The following is a 19535-nucleotide window of genomic DNA, read 5'->3' on the forward strand; positions in this document are numbered from 1 at the left end:
GGCGCTACTGTCGGCCGCATGCTCGCCCACCGTCTCGACGGCATCCCGCCGACGATCTTCTCGGCGATGTCCGCGCTGGCCGTCCGGACCCAGTCGGTCAACCTGGGCCAGGGGTTCCCGGACGTCGACGGCCCGCCCGAGGTGATCGCCCGCGCGGTGCACGCGCTGGAGAGCGGGCTCAACCAGTACGCACCGGGCGCCGGCGTGCCCGCGCTCCGCCAGGCGATCGCCCGCCACCAGCTGCGCCACTACGGGATCGAGCTCGACCCGGACAGCCAGGTCGTCGTCACCACCGGTTGCACCGAGGCGATCGCGGCCGCGCTCCTCGGCCTCGTGAACGAGGGCGACGAGGTGGTCGTGCTCGAGCCGTACTACGACTCCTACACCGCGATGATCCAGATGGCGGGCGGCGTACGGCGCCCCGTCACGCTGCGGGCGCCACACTTCCGGCTCGACGTGGACGAGCTGCGCGCGGCGGTCACCCCGCGGACCCGGTTCGTGCTGCTGAACACCCCGCACAACCCGACCGGCACCGTGCTGACGCGCGAGGAGCTGCAGGCCGTCGCCGACGTCGCGCGCGAGCACGACCTGGTGGTGATCACCGACGAGGTCTACGAGCACTTGGTCTTCGACGACGGCGAGCACGTCCCGATAGCGACCCTGCCCGGGATGTTCGAGCGGACGCTGACCCTGTCGAGCGCGGGCAAGTCCTACTCCTTCACCGGCTGGAAGGTCGGCTGGGCGACCGGGCCGGCCGAGCTGGTGAGTGCCGTGCTTGCCGCCAAGCAGTGGCTGACGTTCACCTCCGGCTCGCCGCTCCAGCCGGCCGTGGCGTTCGCTCTCGACGAGGAGCCCGACTTCCCGGCCGCGCTCGCGGCCGACCTGCAGGCCAAGCGGGACCTGCTCTGCGCGGGGCTCGCCGACGTCGGCCTCGACGTGCGGGTGCCCGAGGGCACCTACTTCGCCACCACCGACATCTCGCACCTCGGCTGGGACGACGGCACGGCGTTCTGCCTCGCGCTACCCGAGCGGGCAGGCGTCGTCGCGATCCCGACCCGCGGGTTCTACGACTCCGACGCCGGCCGACATCTGGTGCGCTGGGCGTTCTGCAAGGAGCGCTCGGTGATCGAGGAGGGGCTCAGCCGGCTGGCGGCCGCGGACCTGGCGGCCGGCTGAACCACGCCCGGGCCTCCGGGCGCAGCAGGAGGGCGAGGGTCACCACGCTGGCGACCAGCGTCAGCGCGAGGAGGAACGCGCCGATCGCCGTACCGATCAGGGACAGCGCGGCCGCGGTGGCCGTCGAGACGATGAGCACGACGCGCGCCCACTCGGTGCGCCGGAGCACCAGGACCGCCAGGACCGCGGCCGAGGCGCACCACAGCACGATCCCCGCGATCATCGCGAAGGTGACGCCGACGAGCAGGTCGTCGGACACGCCCTGGGTCGCGAGCTCCGGGTTCTGCCGGTGCACCTCGTCGAGCAGCGTGTCCGGCTCCAGCGCGAGCAGCACACCGGTGGCGATCATCCCGAGCGCGGTGAACCCGGTGGCGATCCAGGTCAGCGTGCACGCGACGGTCACGCCGGCCGGCCGCGGCTGCGCCGGCGCCGTAGGCACCGGGACGCCCGCCCGGGGCTGCGCCGTTGCCGGCACGGAGGCCGCGGCCGGTACGGCGGCCGCCTGACGGGTCACCCCGTCGAACCAGTCCCGGGCCGGCTGCAGCCACAGCATCACCGCCGAGGCCGCCACCAGCGACGACACGAAGCCGCCGGTCACCATGCCCGTGAAGAACAGCGGGACCGCGAGCACCGTGAGGCCGAGCCGGGCGCTGCGGCTGCGCCGGAGCACCTGGTAGCCGAGGATCGCCGCCGCGGTCGCGCACCCCGCCGCCACCATCGCGAGGGTCCGGATCGCCGACAGCACCCCGTCGACGCCGACCCCGAGGTCGCTGCCCGGCGGCTCGGCGAGGAACTTCTCGACCGACTGCCGGGTGTCGAGCGTGTGCAGGCCGGCGAGCCGGTCGAAGACCAGCAGCACGACGAAGGCGGAGCCGACCATCGTCAGCCACGCGACCAAGGTGACCTGGCGCGGGCGGCTGTTCGGGGTCGGCTCGCTCACGGGTCCCATTGCATCACGGGCGCGCCCGTGGGACGCACTCGCCGACGGGTCGTGGTCAGTCCGCCAGCAGCAGCAGCCCGTCCCCGTCGGGCGCGCGGTCCACGGTGACGCCGGAGCCGTCGGCCACCTCGCCGGAGATCAGCATCTTCGCGAGCGGGTCGCCGATCGCGCTCTGGATCAGCCTCCGCAGCGGGCGGGCGCCGTACGCCGGGTCGTAGCCGGTGTCGGCCAGCCAGCGCCGGGCGTCGTCGGTCACGCTGATCGTGATCCGGCGGACGGCGAGCCGCTTCTCGAGCAGGCCGAGCTGCAGGTCCACGATGTGGGTGAGCTCGTCCTGGGTGAGCGCGTCGAACAGGACCACCTCGTCGAGCCGGTTGAGGAACTCCGGCTTGAACGCCGCGCGGACGGTCGCCATCACCGACTCGCGCTTCTTCTCCGGGTCCAGCGTGGGGTCGACGAGGTACGCCGAGCCGAGGTTGCTGGTCAGGATCAGCAGCGTGTTCCGGAAGTCGACCGTGCGGCCCTGGCCGTCGGTGAGCCGCCCGTCGTCGAGCACCTGGAGCAGGATGTCGAAGACCTCGGGGTGGGCCTTCTCGACCTCGTCGAGCAGCACCACGCTGTACGGGCGCCGGCGGACCGCCTCGGTGAGCTGGCCGCCCTCGTCGTACCCGACGTAGCCCGGGGGCGCGCCGACCAGCCGCGCGACGGAGTGCTTCTCGGAGTACTCGCTCATGTCGATGCGCACGATCGCGCGCTCGTCGTCGAACAGGAAGTCCGCGAGCGCCTTGGCGAGCTCGGTCTTGCCGGTGCCGGTCGGGCCGAGGAACAGGAACGAGCCGGTGGGCCGGTTCGGGTCGCTGATGCCCGCGCGGGAGCGGCGCACGGCGTCGCTGACGGCGGTGACCGCGGTGCGCTGACCGATCAGCCGCTCGCCGATCACGTCCTCCATCGTCAGCAGCTTGGCGGTCTCGCCCTGGAGCATCCGGCCGGTCGGGATGCCGGTCCAGGCCTCCACGACCTCCGCGATCTGCTCGGCACCGACCTCCTCGCCGACCAGGGGGTCGACGGTGGACGTGGCGGTCTGGGCGGCGTGCTCGAGCGCCTTCTCGAGCTCGGGGATCTTGCCGTAGAGGATCTCGCTGGCCTCGTCGAGCCTGCCCTCGCGCATCAGCTTGTCGGCCTGCACGCGCACGGTGTCGAGGCGGCGGCGCAGTTCACCCTCGCCCTCGAGCGAGGACTTCTCCCGCTCCCAGCGGGCCTCGAGCGCGCGCAGCTCCTCCTCGCGGTCGGCGAGGTCCTGCTGCAGGACGTCGAGCCGCTCCCGGGAGGCGTCGTCGTGCTCCTTCTGGAGTGCGAACTCCTCCATCTTGAGGCGCTCGACCTGCCGGCGGAGCTGGTCGATCTCCTCGGGCGAGGACTCGATCTCCATGCGCAGCCGCGAGGCCGACTCGTCGATCAGGTCGATCGCCTTGTCGGGCAGCTGGCGGCCGGTGATGTAGCGGTCGGACAGGGTCGCGGCGGCGACGAGCGCGGCGTCGGTGATCCGGACGCCGTGGTGGGCCTCGTACTTCTCCTGGATGCCGCGCAGGATCTGGATGGTGTCCTCGACGGTGGGCTCGCCGACGAAGACCTGCTGGAACCGGCGCTCCAGGGCCGGGTCCTTCTCGATCCGCTCGCGGTACTCGTCGAGCGTGGTCGCCCCGATCATGTGCAGCTCGCCGCGGGCCAGCATCGGCTTGAGCATGTTGCCGGCGTCCATGGCGGAGTCGCCGCCGGCGCCCGCGCCGACCACCGTGTGCAGCTCGTCGATGAAGGTGATGATCTGGCCGCCGGCGTCCTTGATCTCCTCGAGGACGGCCTTGAGCCGCTCCTCGAACTCGCCGCGGTACTTCGCGCCGGCCACCATCGCGGCCAGGTCCAGGCTCAGCACCCGGCGGCCCTTGAGGGAGTCGGGCACGTCGCCCGCGATCACCCGCTGGGCCAGGCCCTCGACCACGGCGGTCTTGCCGACGCCGGGCTCGCCGATCAGGACCGGGTTGTTCTTGGTGCGCCGGGACAGCACCTGCACGACCCGGCGGATCTCGGCGTCGCGGCCGATGACCGGGTCGAGCCGGCCCTCCTCGGCGGCCTGGGTGAGGTCGACGGAGTACTTCTCGAGTGCCTCGTACGTCGACTCCGCGTCCTCGCTGGTCACCCGGCGGTTGCCGCGCACGGCGGTCAGCCCCTCGCGCAGCCCGGCCTCGGTGATGCCGACATCGGCGAGCAGCTTCTGGGCCGAGCTCTCGGTGCCGGCGATCGCGATCATCAGGTGCTCGGTCGCGACGTAGTCGTCCTTCATCCCCGCGGCGAGGTCCAGCGCGCCGGCGAGCACCCGCGTGAGCGCGGCCGACGCGGCGGGCTGCTGGACGGTGGCGCCGCTCGCGGTCGGCAGCGAGCCGAGCGTGGCCTCGGCCCGGGCGGTCAGGTCGGCGGCGTCCACCCCGGCCTTGGCGACCAGGTTCCGCGCCGTACCGTCCTCCTGGCGCAGCAGGGCGACCAGCAGGTGGATCGGCTCGGTGTGCGTGTTGCCGGCGGTCGTGGCGGCGAGCTGGGCGGCCTCGATGGCCTCCCGGCTGCGGGTCGTGAACTTCTCGGCCCCGAACTGGCTCATGGGTGTCATTCTCCTGCGCGATGGTCGGCTCGGACACCACCGGTGCCCGACACCTGGTTCAACGGATCCAAAGTTGAGTCTGTTCCACTCAACTCTGAGAATTTTCGTGTCCTGCCGCCCCCGGAGTCCGCCGAGCCCTAGTCTCGGCCCATGCTGGCCCACGGGGTGCACGCCGCCCTGGTGATGGCCGGCCTGGCCGGGCTCGGGCCACTGCTGGCGCCGACCCTCGCCCTCCACCGACGCCCCGCGGCATGACGGCGCCGCGCGTGGTGCTGGTCGACGACACCGAGGACCTGCGCCTGCTGATGCGGATCGCGCTGCGGCGCGCCGGCTACGAGGTCGTGGGCGAGGCGGGCGACGGTGCCGCCGGCATCGAGGTGGCCCGGACGGAGCTGCCCGACCTGGTGGTGCTCGACCTGTCGATGCCGGTGATGGACGGGCTCGAGGCGCTGCCGCACATCCGGGCGGCGCTCCCCGACGCCACCATCGTCGTGATGTCGGGCTTCGGCTCGGCCCAGATGGGCGAGAAGGCGATCGCCGGTGGCGCAGACGGCTACCTCCAGAAGGGCGCGCCGCTGGCATCGGTCGTCGCGTACCTGGGCGCGGCGATGGACCGGCGCGGAGGGGTCACCACCGAGCTGCTCACCACGGCCCAGGTCCGGCACGGCACGCTGACGCCCCAGCTCCGCGACGTGCGGCCCGCCGACGTCGTCGTCGCAGTGCTCGCCGGGCGGTACGACGCCGGGGTCGAGGTCACCGACGAGCGGCTGGTGCACGCCGACCCGCTCCGGTTGGAGCAGATGCTCAACAACCTGCTGTCCAACGCGCGCAAGTACGGCCGCCCGCCCGTCGACGTCCGGGTCCGGCCCGCCGGACCGTGCGTCGCGATCGACGTGGCCGACCACGGCGACGGCGTACCGGAGCACTTCCGGGACCGGCTGTTCCAGGAGTTCGAGCGTGCCGACACCAGCACGGTCACCGGCGCCGGCCTCGGCCTGCACGTCGTCCGCACGCTCGCCGAGGCCCAGGGCGGCACCGCGACGTACGCCCCCGGACCCGCCGGCGGCGCGGTGTTCACGATCGAGCTGCCGGCGGTCTGAGCTCGTCGCGGCCCCGGGTCTCTGTCCCACGCCTCTGTCCCGCGCCCGAACGACTCAGCGGTTGCGGCGCCAGACCACCACGGACTGACCGGGGACGGGGGTGTGCAGCACCGGCAGCTTGTTCGCGGGCCCGTCGGTACGCCGCGTCGCGAGCGCCTGGCGCAGCGCCTCGCGGGTCGCGTCGAGCTCGGCGACGAGCTCCTCGTTGCGCGCCGCCAGCGCGAGGACCCGGTTCTGCAGGTCGAGGATCCGGCGGACCCCCTCGATGCCGATGCCCGCGGAGGTGAGCTCGGAGATCTGGCGCAGCAGGTCGATGTCACGCGGGGAGTAGCGGCGACCGCCACCCCCGGTGCGCCCGGGGGTGATCAGGCCCATCCGCTCGTAGGTGCGCAGCGTCTGCGGGTGCAGCCCGCTGAGCTCCGCGGCGACGCTGATCACGAAGACCGCGGCGTCGGGGCCCGGCGGCTCGAACGGGTTGCTCGGCACGGCGTCAGGCCTCCTCGAACAGCCTCGAGCGCAGCGGCTTGTCGGCGGTCGCGGACCGGTAGGCCTCGACGGCCTCGCGGGCGGCTGCGTCGAGCACGGCGGGCACCTGGACGTCGACGGTGGCGAGCAGGTCGCCCTTCGTGCCGTCGGACCTGGTCGCGCCCTTGCCGCGGACCCGGAAGGTGCGCCCGTTGGGCGTGCCGGCCGGGACCTTGAGCGTCACCGGTGCCCCGCCGAGGGTCGGCACCTTGATCTCCGCGCCGAGCGCGAGCTCGTCGAAGGAGACCGGTACGTCGAGGGTCAGGTTGTCGCCCTTGCGGCCGAACAGCCGGTGCGGCGAGACCTTGACCGTGACGAACAGGTCGCCGGCCGGGCCGCCGTTCTCGCCAGCCGCGCCCTTGCCGCGGAGCCGGATCCGCTGGCCGTCCTTGACGCCCGCGGGGATGCGGGCCTGGATCGACCGGGCGGACATCCCGCGACCGCTGCCGTGGCAGGTGGGGCAGGCCTCGTCGTAGACGAGCTGCCGGCCACCGCACATCGGGCAGGTCTCGTTGATCGAGAACGCGCCGCCGGCCGACGCCACGACGAACCCGGCGCCCTCGCACTCCGGGCAGACCCTCGGCTTGGTGCCGGGCTGGCCGCCGGTGCCCTTGCAGTCCGGGCAGGGTGCGTCGGAGGTCAGCCGCAGCGAGATCGTCACCCCGTCGAGGGCGTCCTCGAAGCTGATCGTCGCCGCGGTCTCGACGTCCGCGCCCTTCTGCGGGCGGACGGTGCGCTGCTGGCGCCGGCCGCCGAAGAGGTCGCCGAACATGTCGCCGAAGCCGCCGCCACGACCGGCCTGCTCGCGCAGCAGGTCGTCGAGGTTGAAGCCACCGCCGCCCTGGCCGCCGCCGCCGCCGAAGCCGCCACGGAACGCACCGGAGCCGTAGAGCTCACGCATCTCGTCGTACTTGGTGCGCTTCTCCGGGTCACCGAGGACGTCGTACGCCTCGGCGACCGACTTGAACTTGTCGTGCTTGGCGGTGTCGCCGGGGTTGGAGTCGGGGTGGTTGGCGCGCGCGAGCTTGCGGTAGGCCTTCTTGATCTCGTCGGCCGTCGCGTCCTTCTTCACACCGAGCTCGGCGTAGAAGTCCTTCTGGGCCCAGTCGGCCCGGAAGCCGTTGTCAGTGCTGCTCATCGCGCACCTCCCTCCCCGTTCCTGGCTGTCTCTGTCACGGTTGCTTCGTTACTCGCTGCTGGCCGGATCGACCACGAGGACCTGCGCGGCGCGTACGACGCGTTCGCCGATCCGGTAGCCGGCCTTCGCGATCACCTTGCAGGTCGTCACCTCGACCTCGGGGTCCTCGCCGATGTGGCTGAGGGCCTCGTGGATCGTGGGGTCGAACGCGTCGCCCGGTTCGCCGAACTTCGTGAGCCCGACCCGCTCGACGGTGCGCTCGAGCTGGTCGGCGACCGCCTGGAAACCGGGGTCGAGGTCGCCGTGCTCGCGGGCCCGGTCGACGGTGTCGAGGACCTCGACGATCGGGGCGAGCGCGGCGTACGTCGCGTTCTCCTTGACCAGCTCGCGGTCCCGCTCGACCCGGCGCTTGTAGTTGACGAACTCCGCCTGGAGCCGCTGGAGGTCGTCGGTCCGCTCCGCCAGTGCCCGGGCGGTGCGCGCCAGCTCGTCCTCGGGCTCCGGCTCCGGCTCGGGCTCGGGCTCGAGGGCCGGCTCCCCGGCCTGAGGAGCAGGGGTCTCCTGCTCCTCGGGCTCGGGGATCAGCTGCTCGTCCTGGAACGGCTCGGTCACTTGGCCTCGTCCTCGGGGCCCTCGTCGACGATCTCGGCGTCGACGACGTCCTCGTCCGACTCACCGGTGGAGCCGTCCGACCCGCCTGCCGCTGCGGCGTCAGCCTCCGCGGCGGCGTACATGGCGGCGCCCATCTTCTGGCTGGACTCGCCGAGCTTGGTCACGCCGGCCTGGAGCTCCTCGGCGGTCGCGTCCTCCTTCTCGAGGATCACCTTGAGCGCGTCGACGTCGGCCTGGACCTCGGTCGTCACGTCCTCGGGCAGCTTCTCGCTGTTGTCGGCGAGGAACTTCTCGGTCGTGTAGACGAGCTGGTCGGCCTGGTTGCGGACCTCGACGGCCTCGCGACGCTTGGCGTCCTCCTCGGCGTACTGCTCGGCCTCGCGGACCATCCGGTCGATGTCGTCCTTCGACAGCGCGGAGCCGCCGGAGATCGTCATCGACTGCTCCTTGCCGGAGGCCTGGTCCTTCGCGGTCACGTGCACGATGCCGTTGGCGTCGATGTCGAAGGTGACCTCGATCTTCGGGACCCCCCGCGGCGCCGGCGGCAGCCCGGTCAGCTCGAAGTTGCCGAGCGGCTGGTTCTGCGACCACATCTGGCGCTCGCCCTGGGCCACCTTGATCTCGACCGACGGCTGGTTGTCGTCCGCGGTGGTGAAGATCTCCGACCGCTTCGTCGGGATGGTGGTGTTGCGCTCGATGAGGGTGGTCATCACACCGCCCTTGGTCTCGATGCCGAGGCTCAGCGGGGTGACGTCGAGGAGCAGCACGTCCTTGACCTCGCCCTTGAGGACACCGGCCTGCAGCGCGGCGCCGACGGCGACGACCTCGTCCGGGTTGACGCCCTTGTTGGGCTCCTTGCCGCCGAGCAGCTCCTTGACCAGCTCGGTGACCGCGGGCATGCGGGTCGAGCCGCCCACCAGGACGACGTGGTCGATCGCGGAGACCGCGACGCCGCCGTCCTTGAGGACGTTCTGGAACGGCGCCTTGGTGCGGTCGAGCAGGTCGGCCGTCAGCTTCTGGAACTCGCTGCGGGTCAGCTTCTCCTCGAAGTGCAGCGGGCCCGACTCACCGTGCGTGATGTACGGCAGGTGGATGGTGGTCTCGGAGGACGACGACAGCTCGATCTTCGCCTTCTCCGCGGCCTCCTGCAGCCGCTGCTTCGCGATCTTGTCGGCACCCAGGTCGACGCCGTTGTTGTCCTTGAACTTCTTGACCATCCAGTCGACGACCCGCGAGTCCCAGTCGTCACCGCCGAGGTGGTTGTCGCCCGAGGTCGCCTTGACCTCGACGACGCCCTCGCCGATCTCCAGGAGGGACACGTCGAAGGTGCCGCCACCGAGGTCGAAGACGAGGATGGTCTGGTCGTCACCCTTGTCCAGCCCGTAGGCCAGCGCCGCCGCGGTCGGCTCGTTGACGATGCGCTGGACGTTCAGCCCGGCGATCTCACCGGCCTCCTTGGTGGCCTGGCGCTGGGCGTCGGAGAAGTACGCCGGGACCGTGATCACCGCGTCGGTGACGGTCTCGCCGAGGTACGCCTCCGCGTCCCGCTTCAGCTTCTGCAGCACGAACGCGCTGATCTGCTGCGGGGTGAAGGTCTTGTCGTCGATCTGCTGCTTCCAGTCGGTGCCCATGTGGCGCTTGACCGAGCGGATGGTCCGGTCGACGTTGGTCACCGCCTGGCGCTTGGCGACCTCACCGACCAGCACCTCTCCGGACTTGGCGAACGCGACGACCGACGGGGTCGTCCGGGCGCCTTCCGCGTTCGCGATGACGGTGGGCTCGCCGCCCTCCAGGACGGCGACGACGCTGTTCGTCGTGCCGAGGTCGATGCCGACCGCTCGTGCCATGGTGCTACCTCCGGGGAAATTGGGTCTGCGCTCTGTGGTCCGGAGCCATCGTGCCGCTCTGCCGGCCCTGGCTCCAAACTAGTTGAGTCCGATCGACTCAACTTCTATCACTCGACTCAACGCAGCCCGGCGGCGGGGTTGTTCCCGGATCAGCCGACGAACTTCGCGACCAGCGGTTCGCGGACCAGGCCGGGCACCTCGGCCAGCGGGAACCACCGCGCCTCGTCGGTCGTGCCGCCCACCTCGGCGGCGAGGTCCCCGCCGGTGACGGTGCCCTCGTAGACGACCCGCACGTTCTTCTGGAAGCGGTCCCCGGCCGGGACGTACCGGCGCTCCGGCGGCGTCACGCGGGTGTCGACGCCGAGCAGCCGGCCGAGCACGACGTCGTACCCCGTCTCCTCGCGGACCTCACGGACCGCACCGTCCTCGAGCGCCTCGTGCAGCTCCACGCCGCCGCCCGGCAGCGTCCAGGTCGGGACCTCGGGCTCGTTCCAGAGCGCGAGCAGCACGAGGCCGTCGCGGACGATCACGGCGTACGCGCCGAGGCGGGTGTCGTAGTCGGTGAACTCCATGCGGGAATGATCCGGCCCCCGAATGGTGATTGCACAGGTATGACCGTCCCGACCATCGCCCTGAACAACCAGACGACCATCCCCCAGCTCGGCTTCGGGGTCTTCCAGGTCCCGCCCGAGGAGACCGCCGAGGTGACCGGGCAGGCGCTCGAGGTGGGCTACCGGCACATCGACACCGCGCAGATGTACGGGAACGAGGCCGGCGTGGGCGAGGCCCTCCGGAGCTCGGGCCTGCCGCGGGAGGACCTCTACGTCACCAGCAAGCTCAACAACGGCTTCCACGAGCCGGACGACGCGCGTCGCTCCTTCGACGAGACGCTCACCAGGCTGGGACTCGACCGGATCGACCTGTTCCTCATCCACTGGCCGCTGCCGACCCGGTACGGCGGGGACTTCGTCTCCACGTGGCGCGCGCTCGCGGAGTTCGTGGAGGACGGGAGGGCGACCTCGATCGGCGTCTCCAACTTCCAGCCCGACCACCTGGATCGGATCGTCGACGAGACCGGCGTCGTCCCGGCCGTCAACCAGATCGAGGTGCACCCGTACTTCGGCAACGAGGCGGTCCGCGCCGCCTCCGCGAAGCTGGGCATCGCCGTCGAGGCGTGGTCGCCGATCGCCCAGGGCGCTGTCCTCGACGACGAGGTGATCACCGGGATCGCCGCCGCGCACGGGCGGACCCCGTCGCAGGTGACGCTGCGCTGGCACGTCCAGCGCGGCGACATCGTGTTCCCGAAGACGACCCATGTCGAGCGGATGCGAGAGAACTTCGAGATCTTCGACTTCTCGCTCACCGCCGACGAGATGGCCGCCATCACCGCGCTCGACCGGGGCGAGGACGGCCGGCGTGGGCCGAACCCGGACACCATGGACTGGATCCCCGAGTGATCGCCGCCCCGCTCGTACAGCCAGCGGTCAGGCGTCGAGCGCGCGGCCCCACTTCTCCAGGAGGTGGGCGAGCCGGGCCCTCTCCAGCTCGTCCAGCAGGCCGACCAGACGGTGCTCGTTGGCCAGGTGGGCGTCGAACGCGCGATCGATGAGGTCCCGTCCGGCGTCGGTCAGCGCGACCACCCGGCCCCGGTGGTCGCGGTCGCTGACCCGGCGGGTCACCCACCCCTGCTCGACGCAGCGGTCCACCCGCTTGGTGACCGCCCCCGAGGACACCATCGTCCAGCGGGCCAGGTCGCTGGGCGCCAGCTCGTACGGCGCGCCCGCCCGGCGGAGCGTCGCGAGCACGTCGAACTCGCCCTCGCCGAGGCCGTACTCGCCGTACACCGCGACCAGCTCCTCGGTCAGCCGCCCGGCCAGTCGGTGCAGCCGGCCGATCACGCCCTGCGGGGAGACGTCCAGGTCCGGGCGCTCCCGGTGCCACTGAGCCATGATCCGGCCGACGTGATCGAGGTCGCGCTCCTCGCCTGCTGCCATGGCTGGAATATATCTCACTCGGAAACTATTATGTCTTCCGTGGAAACCGGCTGGCGCACGCTGAGCCTTGCCGCCCTCGCCCCGATCGCGTGGGGATCGGGCTACTACGTCACCGAGACGTTCCTCCCGCCGGACCGACCGCTGTTCGGCGCGATGGTCCGGGCGCTGCCGTTCGGACTCCTCCTGCTGGCCTTCCGGCCCCGGCTCCCGCACGGCATCTGGTGGTGGCGCGCGCTGGTCCTCGGCACGCTCAACATCGGGGCGTTCTTCGCGCTGATCTTCGTGGCGGCGTACCGCCTGCCCGGCGGCATGGCCGCCACGCTGACCGCCACCGCACCGATCATGGTCATGCTGATCGCCTGGGCCCTGGTGCGCGAGCGGCCCCAGGTCGCCTCGCTCGCGGGTGCCGCGGTCGGCGCCGTCGGCGTCGCGCTGCTGGTGCTGCGCGCGGACTTCACGGTCGACCCGGTCGGCGTCGCCGCGTCGTTCGGCGCCGTCGCCATGTCCTCGCTCGGCTTCGTCCTCGTGAAGCGCTGGACGCCACCGGTCGACCTGCTCACCTTCACCGCCTGGCAGCTGGTCGCCGGCGGGCTGGTGCTGCTGCCGATCGCGCTGATCGTCGAGGGCGCCCCGCCGCCGCTGGACGTCTCCGCCGCGGGCGGGTTCCTCTACCTCGGCCTCGCCGCGACGATCCTGGCGTACGTCGTGTGGTTCCGCGGCCTGCGCAGGCTGCCGGCGGCGGCCGTCTCACTGGTCGGCCTGCTCAACCCGGTCTCCGGCACGATCATCGGCATCGCACTCGCGGGCGAGGCGTTCGGCGCCACCCAGGCGCTCGGCATGCTGCTGGTCCTCGGCGGCATCGTCGCCGGCCAGCCGGCGGTCATCTCGAAGCTCCGCCGCACCCCTCGGGCGTCAGCCGATCGTCACCCGGATCTCGTTGGACTGGAGTCCGCTGTCGGAGTCGACGACGCGGAACCGGTTGGGTCCCGGCTGGCTGGTCTGCACGGGGATCTGGAACGCCTCGCCGCTCACGGAGCCGGTCGCCGGGAAGTCCTGCCATGACCCGTCCTGGAACCGCTGCACCGTGAGGATCGCGCCCTCGCCGCCGGGGTAGACGCCGGTCAGGTTGAACTGCTCCATCGGTGCCGCCTGCGTCGTGGACGACGACAGCGAGATCTGCTTGCGCGAGGACTTCGTCGCGGTCGGCTTGTTGCTCGGGGTGCTCGAGGCGGTGGACGACGACTCGTCCTCCGGAGCGAGCGTGATCTGCGGGGCGGTCTCGCTCGGCGTCTTCTGCGGCCTCGGCAGGTACATCGACCGTCCGCCACTCGAGCTGCCGCTGTCGCTCCCACCGTCCAGGCCGAGCACCTTGGTGCCGGCCAGCACGACGAGCCCGAGGATCAACCCGACGGCGACCGTGACCCCGATGAGGGCAGCCAGACCTGCGGCGATCGGGTGCTCGGGACCCTCGGGCAGCTGCTCGGACATGGGCCCATTGTTGCTCAGCGCGGCGTCAGCACCACGACGGGGATCTCGCGCTCGGTCCACCCCGTGCTCAGAGGCCCCGCTTCCAGACGATCTCCTCGTGCAGCTTGCGGCTGCGCCAGCCGTCCGGCGTCCGCACGAGCGTGTGGTGGTAGAGCCCGCCGAACTCGACGACCTTCTCGCCCCCCTGGCCGCCCTCCCCGTCGGACACCGTCATCGGCATCGGGTTGTGGAAGTACGCCGTGGCGACCGCCTCGTCGCCGCTCCGCCCGTCCTCGGGGAAGGTGATCGCGACCTGGGCGAGGGAGTGCATCCGCTTCGGGAAGAACGCCGGCAGCACCTCGGCCAGCCAGCTCTTCACGGAGGGGTAGGTGTCGGCGATGCCGCCGGACTCGGTGTAGTCGATCTCGGCATCCGGGGTGAAGACGCTGTCGAGCAGGTCCCACTCCCCCGTGTCGATGCCGCGGGTGTACCGGATGAGCACACCCTCGATCTCCATCCGGTCGCTGATCTCCTGGAGGTCCACGGTCGAACTCTGGCACAAAACTGGAACACGTTCTAGTGTGAGCGCATGCGATTCAGCTACGCCGAGGCGATGACGCAGGCGACGTACTACGCACCACTCGCCCAGGCGGCGGAGGCGGCCGGCTACACGAGCATGACGGTGGCCGACAGCGTGATCTACCCGCAGGACTCCGACTCGAAGTACCCCTACACCGACACCGGCAACCGGGAGTTCCTCGACGGCAAGGAGTTCATCGAGACGATGGTGCTGTGCGCACACCTGTTCGCGCACACCACGACGCTGCGATTGACGCCGTTCGTCCTCAAGCTCCCGATCCGCCCGCCGGTGCTGGTCGCCAAGCAGGCCTCGTCCCTGGCCTTCCTCTCGAACAACCGACTCGGGCTGGGCGTCGGCATCTCGCCGTGGCCCGAGGACTTCGATGCGATGGGCGTCGACTGGGCCAGGCGCGGCAAGCGGATGGACGAGTGCATGGACATCCTGCGCGGCCTGACGACCGGCGAGTTCTTCGACTACCACGGCGACTTCTACGACGTCGACGCGCTGAAGCAGTGCCCCGGCGCGACGGAGAAGATCCCGCTCCTCGTGGGCGGGCACGCGGACGCGGCGCTGCGCCGCGCGGTGGTCAAGGGCGACGGCTGGATGCACGCCGGCGGCGACGGCGAGGAGCTCGACCGGCTGCTGAGCCGCCTGGCGGAGATCCGCGCGGAGGAGGGCGACACCCGTGACGACTTCGAGGTGCACGTGATCTCGTACGACGCCTACACCCTCGACGGCATCAAGCGCCTCGAGGACAAGGGCGTGACCGACTGCATCGTCGGGTTCCGGGTGCCGTACATCAAGGGCCCGGACACCGAGCCGCTCGAGAAGAAGGTCGAGCACCTCGAGAAGTACGCCGAGCAGATCATCCACAAGCTCTGATGTCCGACCTGACGAAGCCGCTCCAGGACGCCATCGCCGAGGCCGAGAAGCTGATCGAGGGCGCCCCCTTCATCCGCACCGAGCAGGACCTGCTCGAGGGCTACGACTACCTCGCCGGCCGGATCCGGATGGCCATGCAGATGGCCTTCGACCACGACCTCGACCGGCCGGTGTTCATCAACCCCACCCACCAGTACTCCCGCCAGGGACTGGACAACCCGGACGCGATCTACTTCAACGCCTACCTCGAGGAGGGTGTCGAGTACGTCGTCCGCGGGGTGCGCGGCACCAGCGCCGACCTGTCCTTCCAGGTCATGGGCGGGGCGTACACCGCGGACTCGGCCGCGACCTCGATGCTCGCCTTCGACGACCGCGAGCTCGACATCGAGGACGACGGGTCGTTCGAGTTCACCTACGTCGCCGAGCCTGGTGCGAAGACGATGATCGTGCGCGAGGTCTTCAACGACTGGGACACCGAGACCCGTGGCCGGCTCTGGATCGAGCGCACCGACACGGTAGGCGTCGCCGCGAAGCCGCTGACCCGCGAGCGGCTTGCGCGGAGGTACGAGGTCGCCGCGAAGCTGCTCACGGGCTCCATCCAGACGTGGTTCGCCTTCCCGCAGTTCTTCGAGCGCAAGGAGCCGGTCAACCGGCCGACCGCACCGCAGTCGACCCCCGGCGGGCTCTCCTCGCAGCGCTCCTCGATCGGGCACTACGAGCTCGCCGACGACGAGGCGCTGATCGTCACGGTTCCCGAGTGCACCGACTGCTCGTACCAAGCCATCCAGATCGGGTCGGACTGGTACATCTCGACCGACTACGAGACCCACCAGACCTCGCTCACCAAGGCGCAGGCGGTCGTCGACCCGGACGGGAAGATGCGGTTCGTGATCTCGGAGCAGAACCCCGGTGTCGCCAACTGGCTCGAGTGCCTCGGCCACCGCACCGGCTCGCTGATGCTGCGCTGGCAGCGCATCGAGCGCGACCTCGGCCCCGCCGACGGCCCGGTCACCGAGGTGGTCAAGGTCGCCGACGTGCCCGACAAGCTCCCGTACTTCACCCCCATCACCACCGAGGAGTACGCCGCGCGGATCGCCGCGCGACAGCGCGCGGTGGCCCGAAGGATGATCAGCTGACGGATTCCACGCGGCGGGCGGCTCAGACCTTCGACAGGATGCCCGCATCGACCGGGAGTGCCACACCCGTGATGTAGCGCGCCTCGTCCGAAGCGAGGAAAAGGACGGCGTTGGAGACGTCGCGTGGCTCGACCCACGGCACCGGCAGCGCGTTCGTCGCGGTCGAGACGTCGACGATGTCCTCGCGGCCGGGAGACTCGAGGTCGGGCCGGAACATGCGGAAGATCTCGTCGTTCATGATCATCGGCGTGTCCACCTGGGTCGGGTTGACGCTGTTGACCCGGATCCAGTGCGGCGCCAGCTCGTTGGCGAAGCTCCGCATCAGGCCGGTCACGCCGTGCTTGGCGGCCACGTAGTGGGCGAGGTTCGGCGTGCCCTGCAGACCGGCGGCCGAGCTCGCCAGCACGACCGAGCCGCCGCGACCTGCGGCGATCAGGTGCGGAACCGCGGCCTTGACCGTGTGCCAGGTGCCGGTGAGGTTGATGTCGATCATCTCCTGCCAGGCGGCCTCGGAGATCTCGTGTCCCGGCGCATAGCTCGCGATGCCGGCGTTGGCCACCACGATGTCGAGCCCACCCAGGCTCTCGATCCCGGCCCCCAGCTGGCGGTCCAGCACGTCGAAGTCACGGACGTCGACCTCGGCTGCGTGGACCCGGCCGCCCGCGGCCCGCACCAGCTCGCAGGTCTCCTCGAGGTCATCGCGACTCGCCATGTCGTAGCTCACGGAGGCGACCGGGGCGCAGATGTCGAAGGCGATGATCGACGCGCCCTCCTCGGCCAGCCGCACCGCGTGGCTGCGCCCTTGTCCCCGGCCCGCGCCGGTCACCAGAGCGACCTTCCCCTCCACTCGTCCCATGCTCGAGCCTCCTTCGTCAGCGGACGCCCACGATCGCCTCGGCGATCGAGAGGTATCGGTCGAGCAGCGGGTCGAAGCTCAGCGGAGCCTCGGGGCGGTACCACGTGGCCACGCCGGCGCACATCGAGGTGATGGCCCGGGCCGCGTCACCCGGGTAGGGCGTGTCGAAGACACCGCTCGACACTCCGAGGTCGATGACCCCGTCGAGCATCACCTGCAGCTCGTCGCGCCGCTCGAGGTACTTGCGGCGGTTGCCCGGCTCCAGGCTGCGCAGCTCGCTCGTGGAGACGATCGCGCCCTTGCGCCGGTACACGTGGAACAGCAGCATGCTCGACACCAGGGCGTCGAACTGCGCACGCGGGTCGTCCGCGGCCTCCGCGACCGCGAACCGGCTCCGCTCGATCAGCTCGTCGACGATCACGGTCATCAGGTCGAAGAGGATGTCCTGCTTCGACTTGTAGTGGTGATAGATCCCGGGCACGGACAGCCCGGAGCGGTCGGCCAGCTGGCGCGTGGTCGTCCCGTGGTAGCCCTTCTCGGCGAACACGTCGAGGGCGGCGCTCAGCACCCGCGGCAGGTCCTGCTCGTGGTAGATGCGCCAGTCCTCATACGCGTCCGTGGGCAGGACCGTCGAGGCGACATCCGAACCGTTGCGCTTGTTGGCGAAGTCGATCATCCACTTCAACGCCTGGACGTCGTCGACGGCGCCCATGCTCGCGACCCGCCGCGGTGCCGCGCCCTGCAGGATGCGCTTGATGGGCACCTCGAGGCGCTTGCCCGTGCGCGTGTGGGGCAGGCCCGGGACCACGATGATCTCGTCGGGGACATGACGGCGCGAGGTGCGCCCCGCGATCGTCTCGACGATCCGCGAACGCAGCTCGGCCTCGTCCCCGACCGGGTCCACCACGACGAACAACGGCATCCAGTAGCCGCCTTCGGGGAGCTCCACCCCCACCACCAGGCTGTCCGTCACCTCGGGCAGCGACTCGACGGCCTCGTAGATCTCGGCGCTGCCCAGCCTGACGCCGTTGCGGTTGAGCGTCGAGTCGGTACGCCCGTGGATCACGATGGTCCCGCGCTCGGTGACGGTGATCGAGTCCCCGTGTCGCCACACCCCCGGGAACACGTCGAAGTACGCGTCGCGGTAGCGCTCGCCCTCGGGGTCGTCCCAGAACGCGATCGGCATCGACGGCATCGGCCGGGTGATGACCATCTCGCCGGTCTCGCCGTCGGGCAGCCGATTGCCCTTCTCGTCCCAGACCTCGAGGGCGACGCCGAGCGCCGGCCCACTGATCTCCCCGTCGTACACGGGCAGGTTCGGGGCGCTGGCGACGAAGATGCCGACGATGTCGGTGCCGCCGCTCATCGAGCCGACCTGGAGATCCCGACCGACATGGTCTCGAACCCACTGGTTGCTGCTGGCCGGCAGCACCGAGCCGGTGACACCGATCAGCTGGAGTGCCGACAGATCGAGGTCGCGGCCGGGCTCGACGCCGTCGCGGGCGCTGGCCTGGAGATAGCCCGGACTGGTGCCGAACACGGTGACGCCCAGGTCCTGCACCACCCGCCACAGCAACCCGGTGTCCGGGTGCGTCGGGCTGCCGTCGAAGAGAACGATGGTCGCACCGTGCAGCAGCCCGCAGATCTGGGCGTTCCACATCATCCAGTTGGGCGTGGTGAACCAGAAGAAGACGTCGTCCTCGCCGAGGTCCATGTGGAAGCCGGGCGAGACCAGCTGCTCGAGCAGCGCCCCTCCGTGGCCGTGGACGATTCCCTTGGGTCGCCCGGTCGTTCCCGAGGTGAACAGCACCCACAGCGGATGGTCGAACGGCACGTTGATCGCGGCGTTCACCGGCTTGCTGAAGCGGTGGAGCTGTTCCCACGTGATGTCGCACGGAGTGGTGTCGTCCCGTGGCACGCCACCGGTCTCGATCGAGACGACGAGCGCATCGACCGGGAGCAGCACACGCAGCTCGGCCACGGCCTCACGACGATCCTGCTGCAACCCCTTGAACAGGTAGCCCGTGCCCGCGATGAAGACGGTCGGGTCGAGCTGCCCCAGGCGGTCCATCGCCGCGGCCGGCGCGTAGTCCATACCGGTCTGGGACCACACCGCCCCCAGGGTGGCGGACGCGAGGAAGGCGACGACACCCTCGATGCAGTTCGGCAGGTAGGCGACCACGCGATCGCCCTCACCGACACCCCGGTCGGCCAGGCCACCGGCCACCGCCGCCACCTGCTCCCGGAGCTGCCCGAAGGTGATCGACTCACGATGCCCGTCGTCTCGCACCAGGACGATGGCCGTCCGGTCCGCCGCCCCGTTCTTGAGCATCTCGCGGGCGAAGTTCATCGACGAGCCCTGGAACCACCGCGCGCCCGGCATCTCGTGCGCCGAGAGGACCTCGGTGGCCTTCGCCCCGAAGTCGACACCGAAGTACCTCGCCACCGACTCCCAGAACCGCGCTGGCTCCGAGGCCGACCACGCCTGCAGCTCGCGGTAGTCGCGCGGGTCGGCGAGCGTGACGATCCCTTCGGTCCCGAGCCATCGGGCGAAGTCGACCACCCGGGAGCCGTCGATCTGCTCCGCCGTGGGAGCCCATCCAGGTTCACCGCTCACGTCCGCACCTCCGCT

At 70.9% G+C, this 19535-nt stretch carries 17 protein-coding genes; 6 read left to right on the forward strand and 11 right to left on the reverse strand.

Annotation, left to right across the window (positions count from 1 at the left end; all coding sequences use genetic code 11):
- Positions 1 to 18: 18 nt before the first annotated feature.
- Positions 19 to 1176, forward strand: coding sequence for a pyridoxal phosphate-dependent aminotransferase (locus N538_RS0106645; RefSeq protein ID WP_028636665.1), 1158 nt, complete (start codon positions 19 to 21; stop codon positions 1174 to 1176).
- On the opposite strand, the gene N538_RS0106650 is transcribed toward N538_RS0106645, so the two are convergent.
- Together N538_RS0106650 and clpB are read right to left on the reverse strand one after the other, a co-directional pair.
- Complete coding sequence (locus N538_RS0106650; protein WP_155991986.1) at positions 1139 to 2116, reverse strand: hypothetical protein; 978 nt, start codon at positions 2114 to 2116, stop codon at positions 1139 to 1141. The genes N538_RS0106645 and N538_RS0106650 overlap by 38 nt on opposite strands.
- Before the next feature lie 55 nt (positions 2117 to 2171).
- Positions 2172 to 4766 carry an ATP-dependent chaperone ClpB gene (clpB, locus tag N538_RS0106655; protein ID WP_028636667.1) on the reverse strand — a complete coding sequence of 865 codons (2595 nt, stop codon included), beginning with the start codon at positions 4764 to 4766 and terminating at the stop codon, positions 2172 to 2174.
- Positions 4767 to 5017: 251 nt separating this feature from the next.
- Between clpB and N538_RS0106665 the strand changes: the two genes are divergently transcribed.
- On the forward strand, positions 5018 to 5866 hold the full coding sequence (locus N538_RS0106665; RefSeq protein WP_081790325.1) for a response regulator: 849 nt from the start codon (positions 5018 to 5020) through the stop codon (positions 5864 to 5866).
- A gap of 54 nt (positions 5867 to 5920) precedes the next feature.
- On the opposite strand, the gene N538_RS0106670 is transcribed toward N538_RS0106665, so the two are convergent.
- From N538_RS0106670 to N538_RS0106690, 5 genes are all read right to left on the reverse strand, one after another.
- Entirely contained in the window at positions 5921 to 6352 is a 432-nt protein-coding gene (locus tag N538_RS0106670) for a heat shock protein transcriptional repressor HspR (RefSeq protein WP_028636669.1), read from the reverse strand.
- Between the two features lie 4 nt (positions 6353 to 6356).
- Complete coding sequence (gene dnaJ, locus N538_RS0106675) at positions 6357 to 7529, reverse strand: molecular chaperone DnaJ (RefSeq protein WP_028636670.1); 1173 nt, start codon at positions 7527 to 7529, stop codon at positions 6357 to 6359.
- Between the two features lie 48 nt (positions 7530 to 7577).
- Positions 7578 to 8141 (reverse strand): nucleotide exchange factor GrpE, encoded by a 564-nt coding sequence (gene grpE, locus N538_RS24140; RefSeq protein ID WP_081790326.1) that lies wholly within the window; start codon positions 8139 to 8141, stop codon positions 7578 to 7580.
- On the reverse strand, positions 8138 to 9988 hold the full coding sequence (dnaK, locus tag N538_RS0106685) for a molecular chaperone DnaK (RefSeq protein ID WP_028636671.1): 1851 nt from the start codon (positions 9986 to 9988) through the stop codon (positions 8138 to 8140). Before dnaK ends, grpE begins: the two co-directional genes overlap by 4 nt.
- A 149-nt stretch (positions 9989 to 10137) precedes the next feature.
- Positions 10138 to 10560 (reverse strand): NUDIX hydrolase, encoded by a 423-nt coding sequence (locus tag N538_RS0106690; protein WP_028636672.1) that lies wholly within the window; start codon positions 10558 to 10560, stop codon positions 10138 to 10140.
- A 39-nt stretch (positions 10561 to 10599) separates the two neighbouring features.
- Between N538_RS0106690 and N538_RS0106695 the strand changes: the two genes are divergently transcribed.
- The gene (locus tag N538_RS0106695; protein WP_028636673.1) at positions 10600 to 11445 is read left to right on the forward strand and encodes an aldo/keto reductase; all 846 of its coding nucleotides are present in this window, start codon (positions 10600 to 10602) and stop codon (positions 11443 to 11445) included.
- A 27-nt stretch (positions 11446 to 11472) separates the two neighbouring features.
- Here N538_RS0106695 and N538_RS0106700 read toward each other — a convergent pair whose 3' ends face one another.
- Complete coding sequence (locus N538_RS0106700; RefSeq protein ID WP_028636674.1) at positions 11473 to 11982, reverse strand: MarR family winged helix-turn-helix transcriptional regulator; 510 nt, start codon at positions 11980 to 11982, stop codon at positions 11473 to 11475.
- A 39-nt stretch (positions 11983 to 12021) separates the two neighbouring features.
- Between N538_RS0106700 and N538_RS24145 the strand changes: the two genes are divergently transcribed.
- Positions 12022 to 13044 (forward strand): EamA family transporter, encoded by a 1023-nt coding sequence (locus tag N538_RS24145; protein WP_081790327.1) that lies wholly within the window; start codon positions 12022 to 12024, stop codon positions 13042 to 13044.
- A 493-nt stretch (positions 13045 to 13537) separates the two neighbouring features.
- Here the strand turns inward: N538_RS24145 and N538_RS0106710 are convergent, their stop codons facing one another.
- Complete coding sequence (locus N538_RS0106710; protein ID WP_028636675.1) at positions 13538 to 13993, reverse strand: nuclear transport factor 2 family protein; 456 nt, start codon at positions 13991 to 13993, stop codon at positions 13538 to 13540.
- A 45-nt stretch (positions 13994 to 14038) separates the two neighbouring features.
- Here N538_RS0106710 and N538_RS0106715 point away from each other — a divergent pair, with 45 nt between their 5' ends.
- Positions 14039 to 14911 carry a TIGR03619 family F420-dependent LLM class oxidoreductase gene (locus N538_RS0106715; RefSeq protein WP_028636676.1) on the forward strand — a complete coding sequence of 291 codons (873 nt, stop codon included), beginning with the start codon at positions 14039 to 14041 and terminating at the stop codon, positions 14909 to 14911.
- Entirely contained in the window at positions 14911 to 16047 is a 1137-nt protein-coding gene (locus N538_RS0106720; RefSeq protein WP_036569605.1) for a hypothetical protein, read from the forward strand. Before N538_RS0106715 ends, N538_RS0106720 begins: the two co-directional genes overlap by 1 nt.
- Before the next feature lie 22 nt (positions 16048 to 16069).
- Here the strand turns inward: N538_RS0106720 and N538_RS0106725 are convergent, their stop codons facing one another.
- Together N538_RS0106725 and N538_RS24150 are read right to left on the reverse strand one after the other, a co-directional pair.
- Positions 16070 to 16903, reverse strand: a complete 834-nt coding sequence (locus N538_RS0106725) for a mycofactocin-coupled SDR family oxidoreductase (RefSeq protein WP_028636678.1) — start codon at positions 16901 to 16903, stop codon at positions 16070 to 16072.
- Between the two features lie 16 nt (positions 16904 to 16919).
- On the reverse strand, positions 16920 to 19520 hold the full coding sequence (locus N538_RS24150; protein WP_231496152.1) for an acetoacetate--CoA ligase: 2601 nt from the start codon (positions 19518 to 19520) through the stop codon (positions 16920 to 16922).
- Positions 19521 to 19535 lie beyond the last annotated feature (15 nt).

It is taken from the genome of Nocardioides sp. URHA0032, from assembly GCF_000620645.1.
Lineage (GTDB): Bacteria > Actinomycetota > Actinomycetes > Propionibacteriales > Nocardioidaceae > Nocardioides.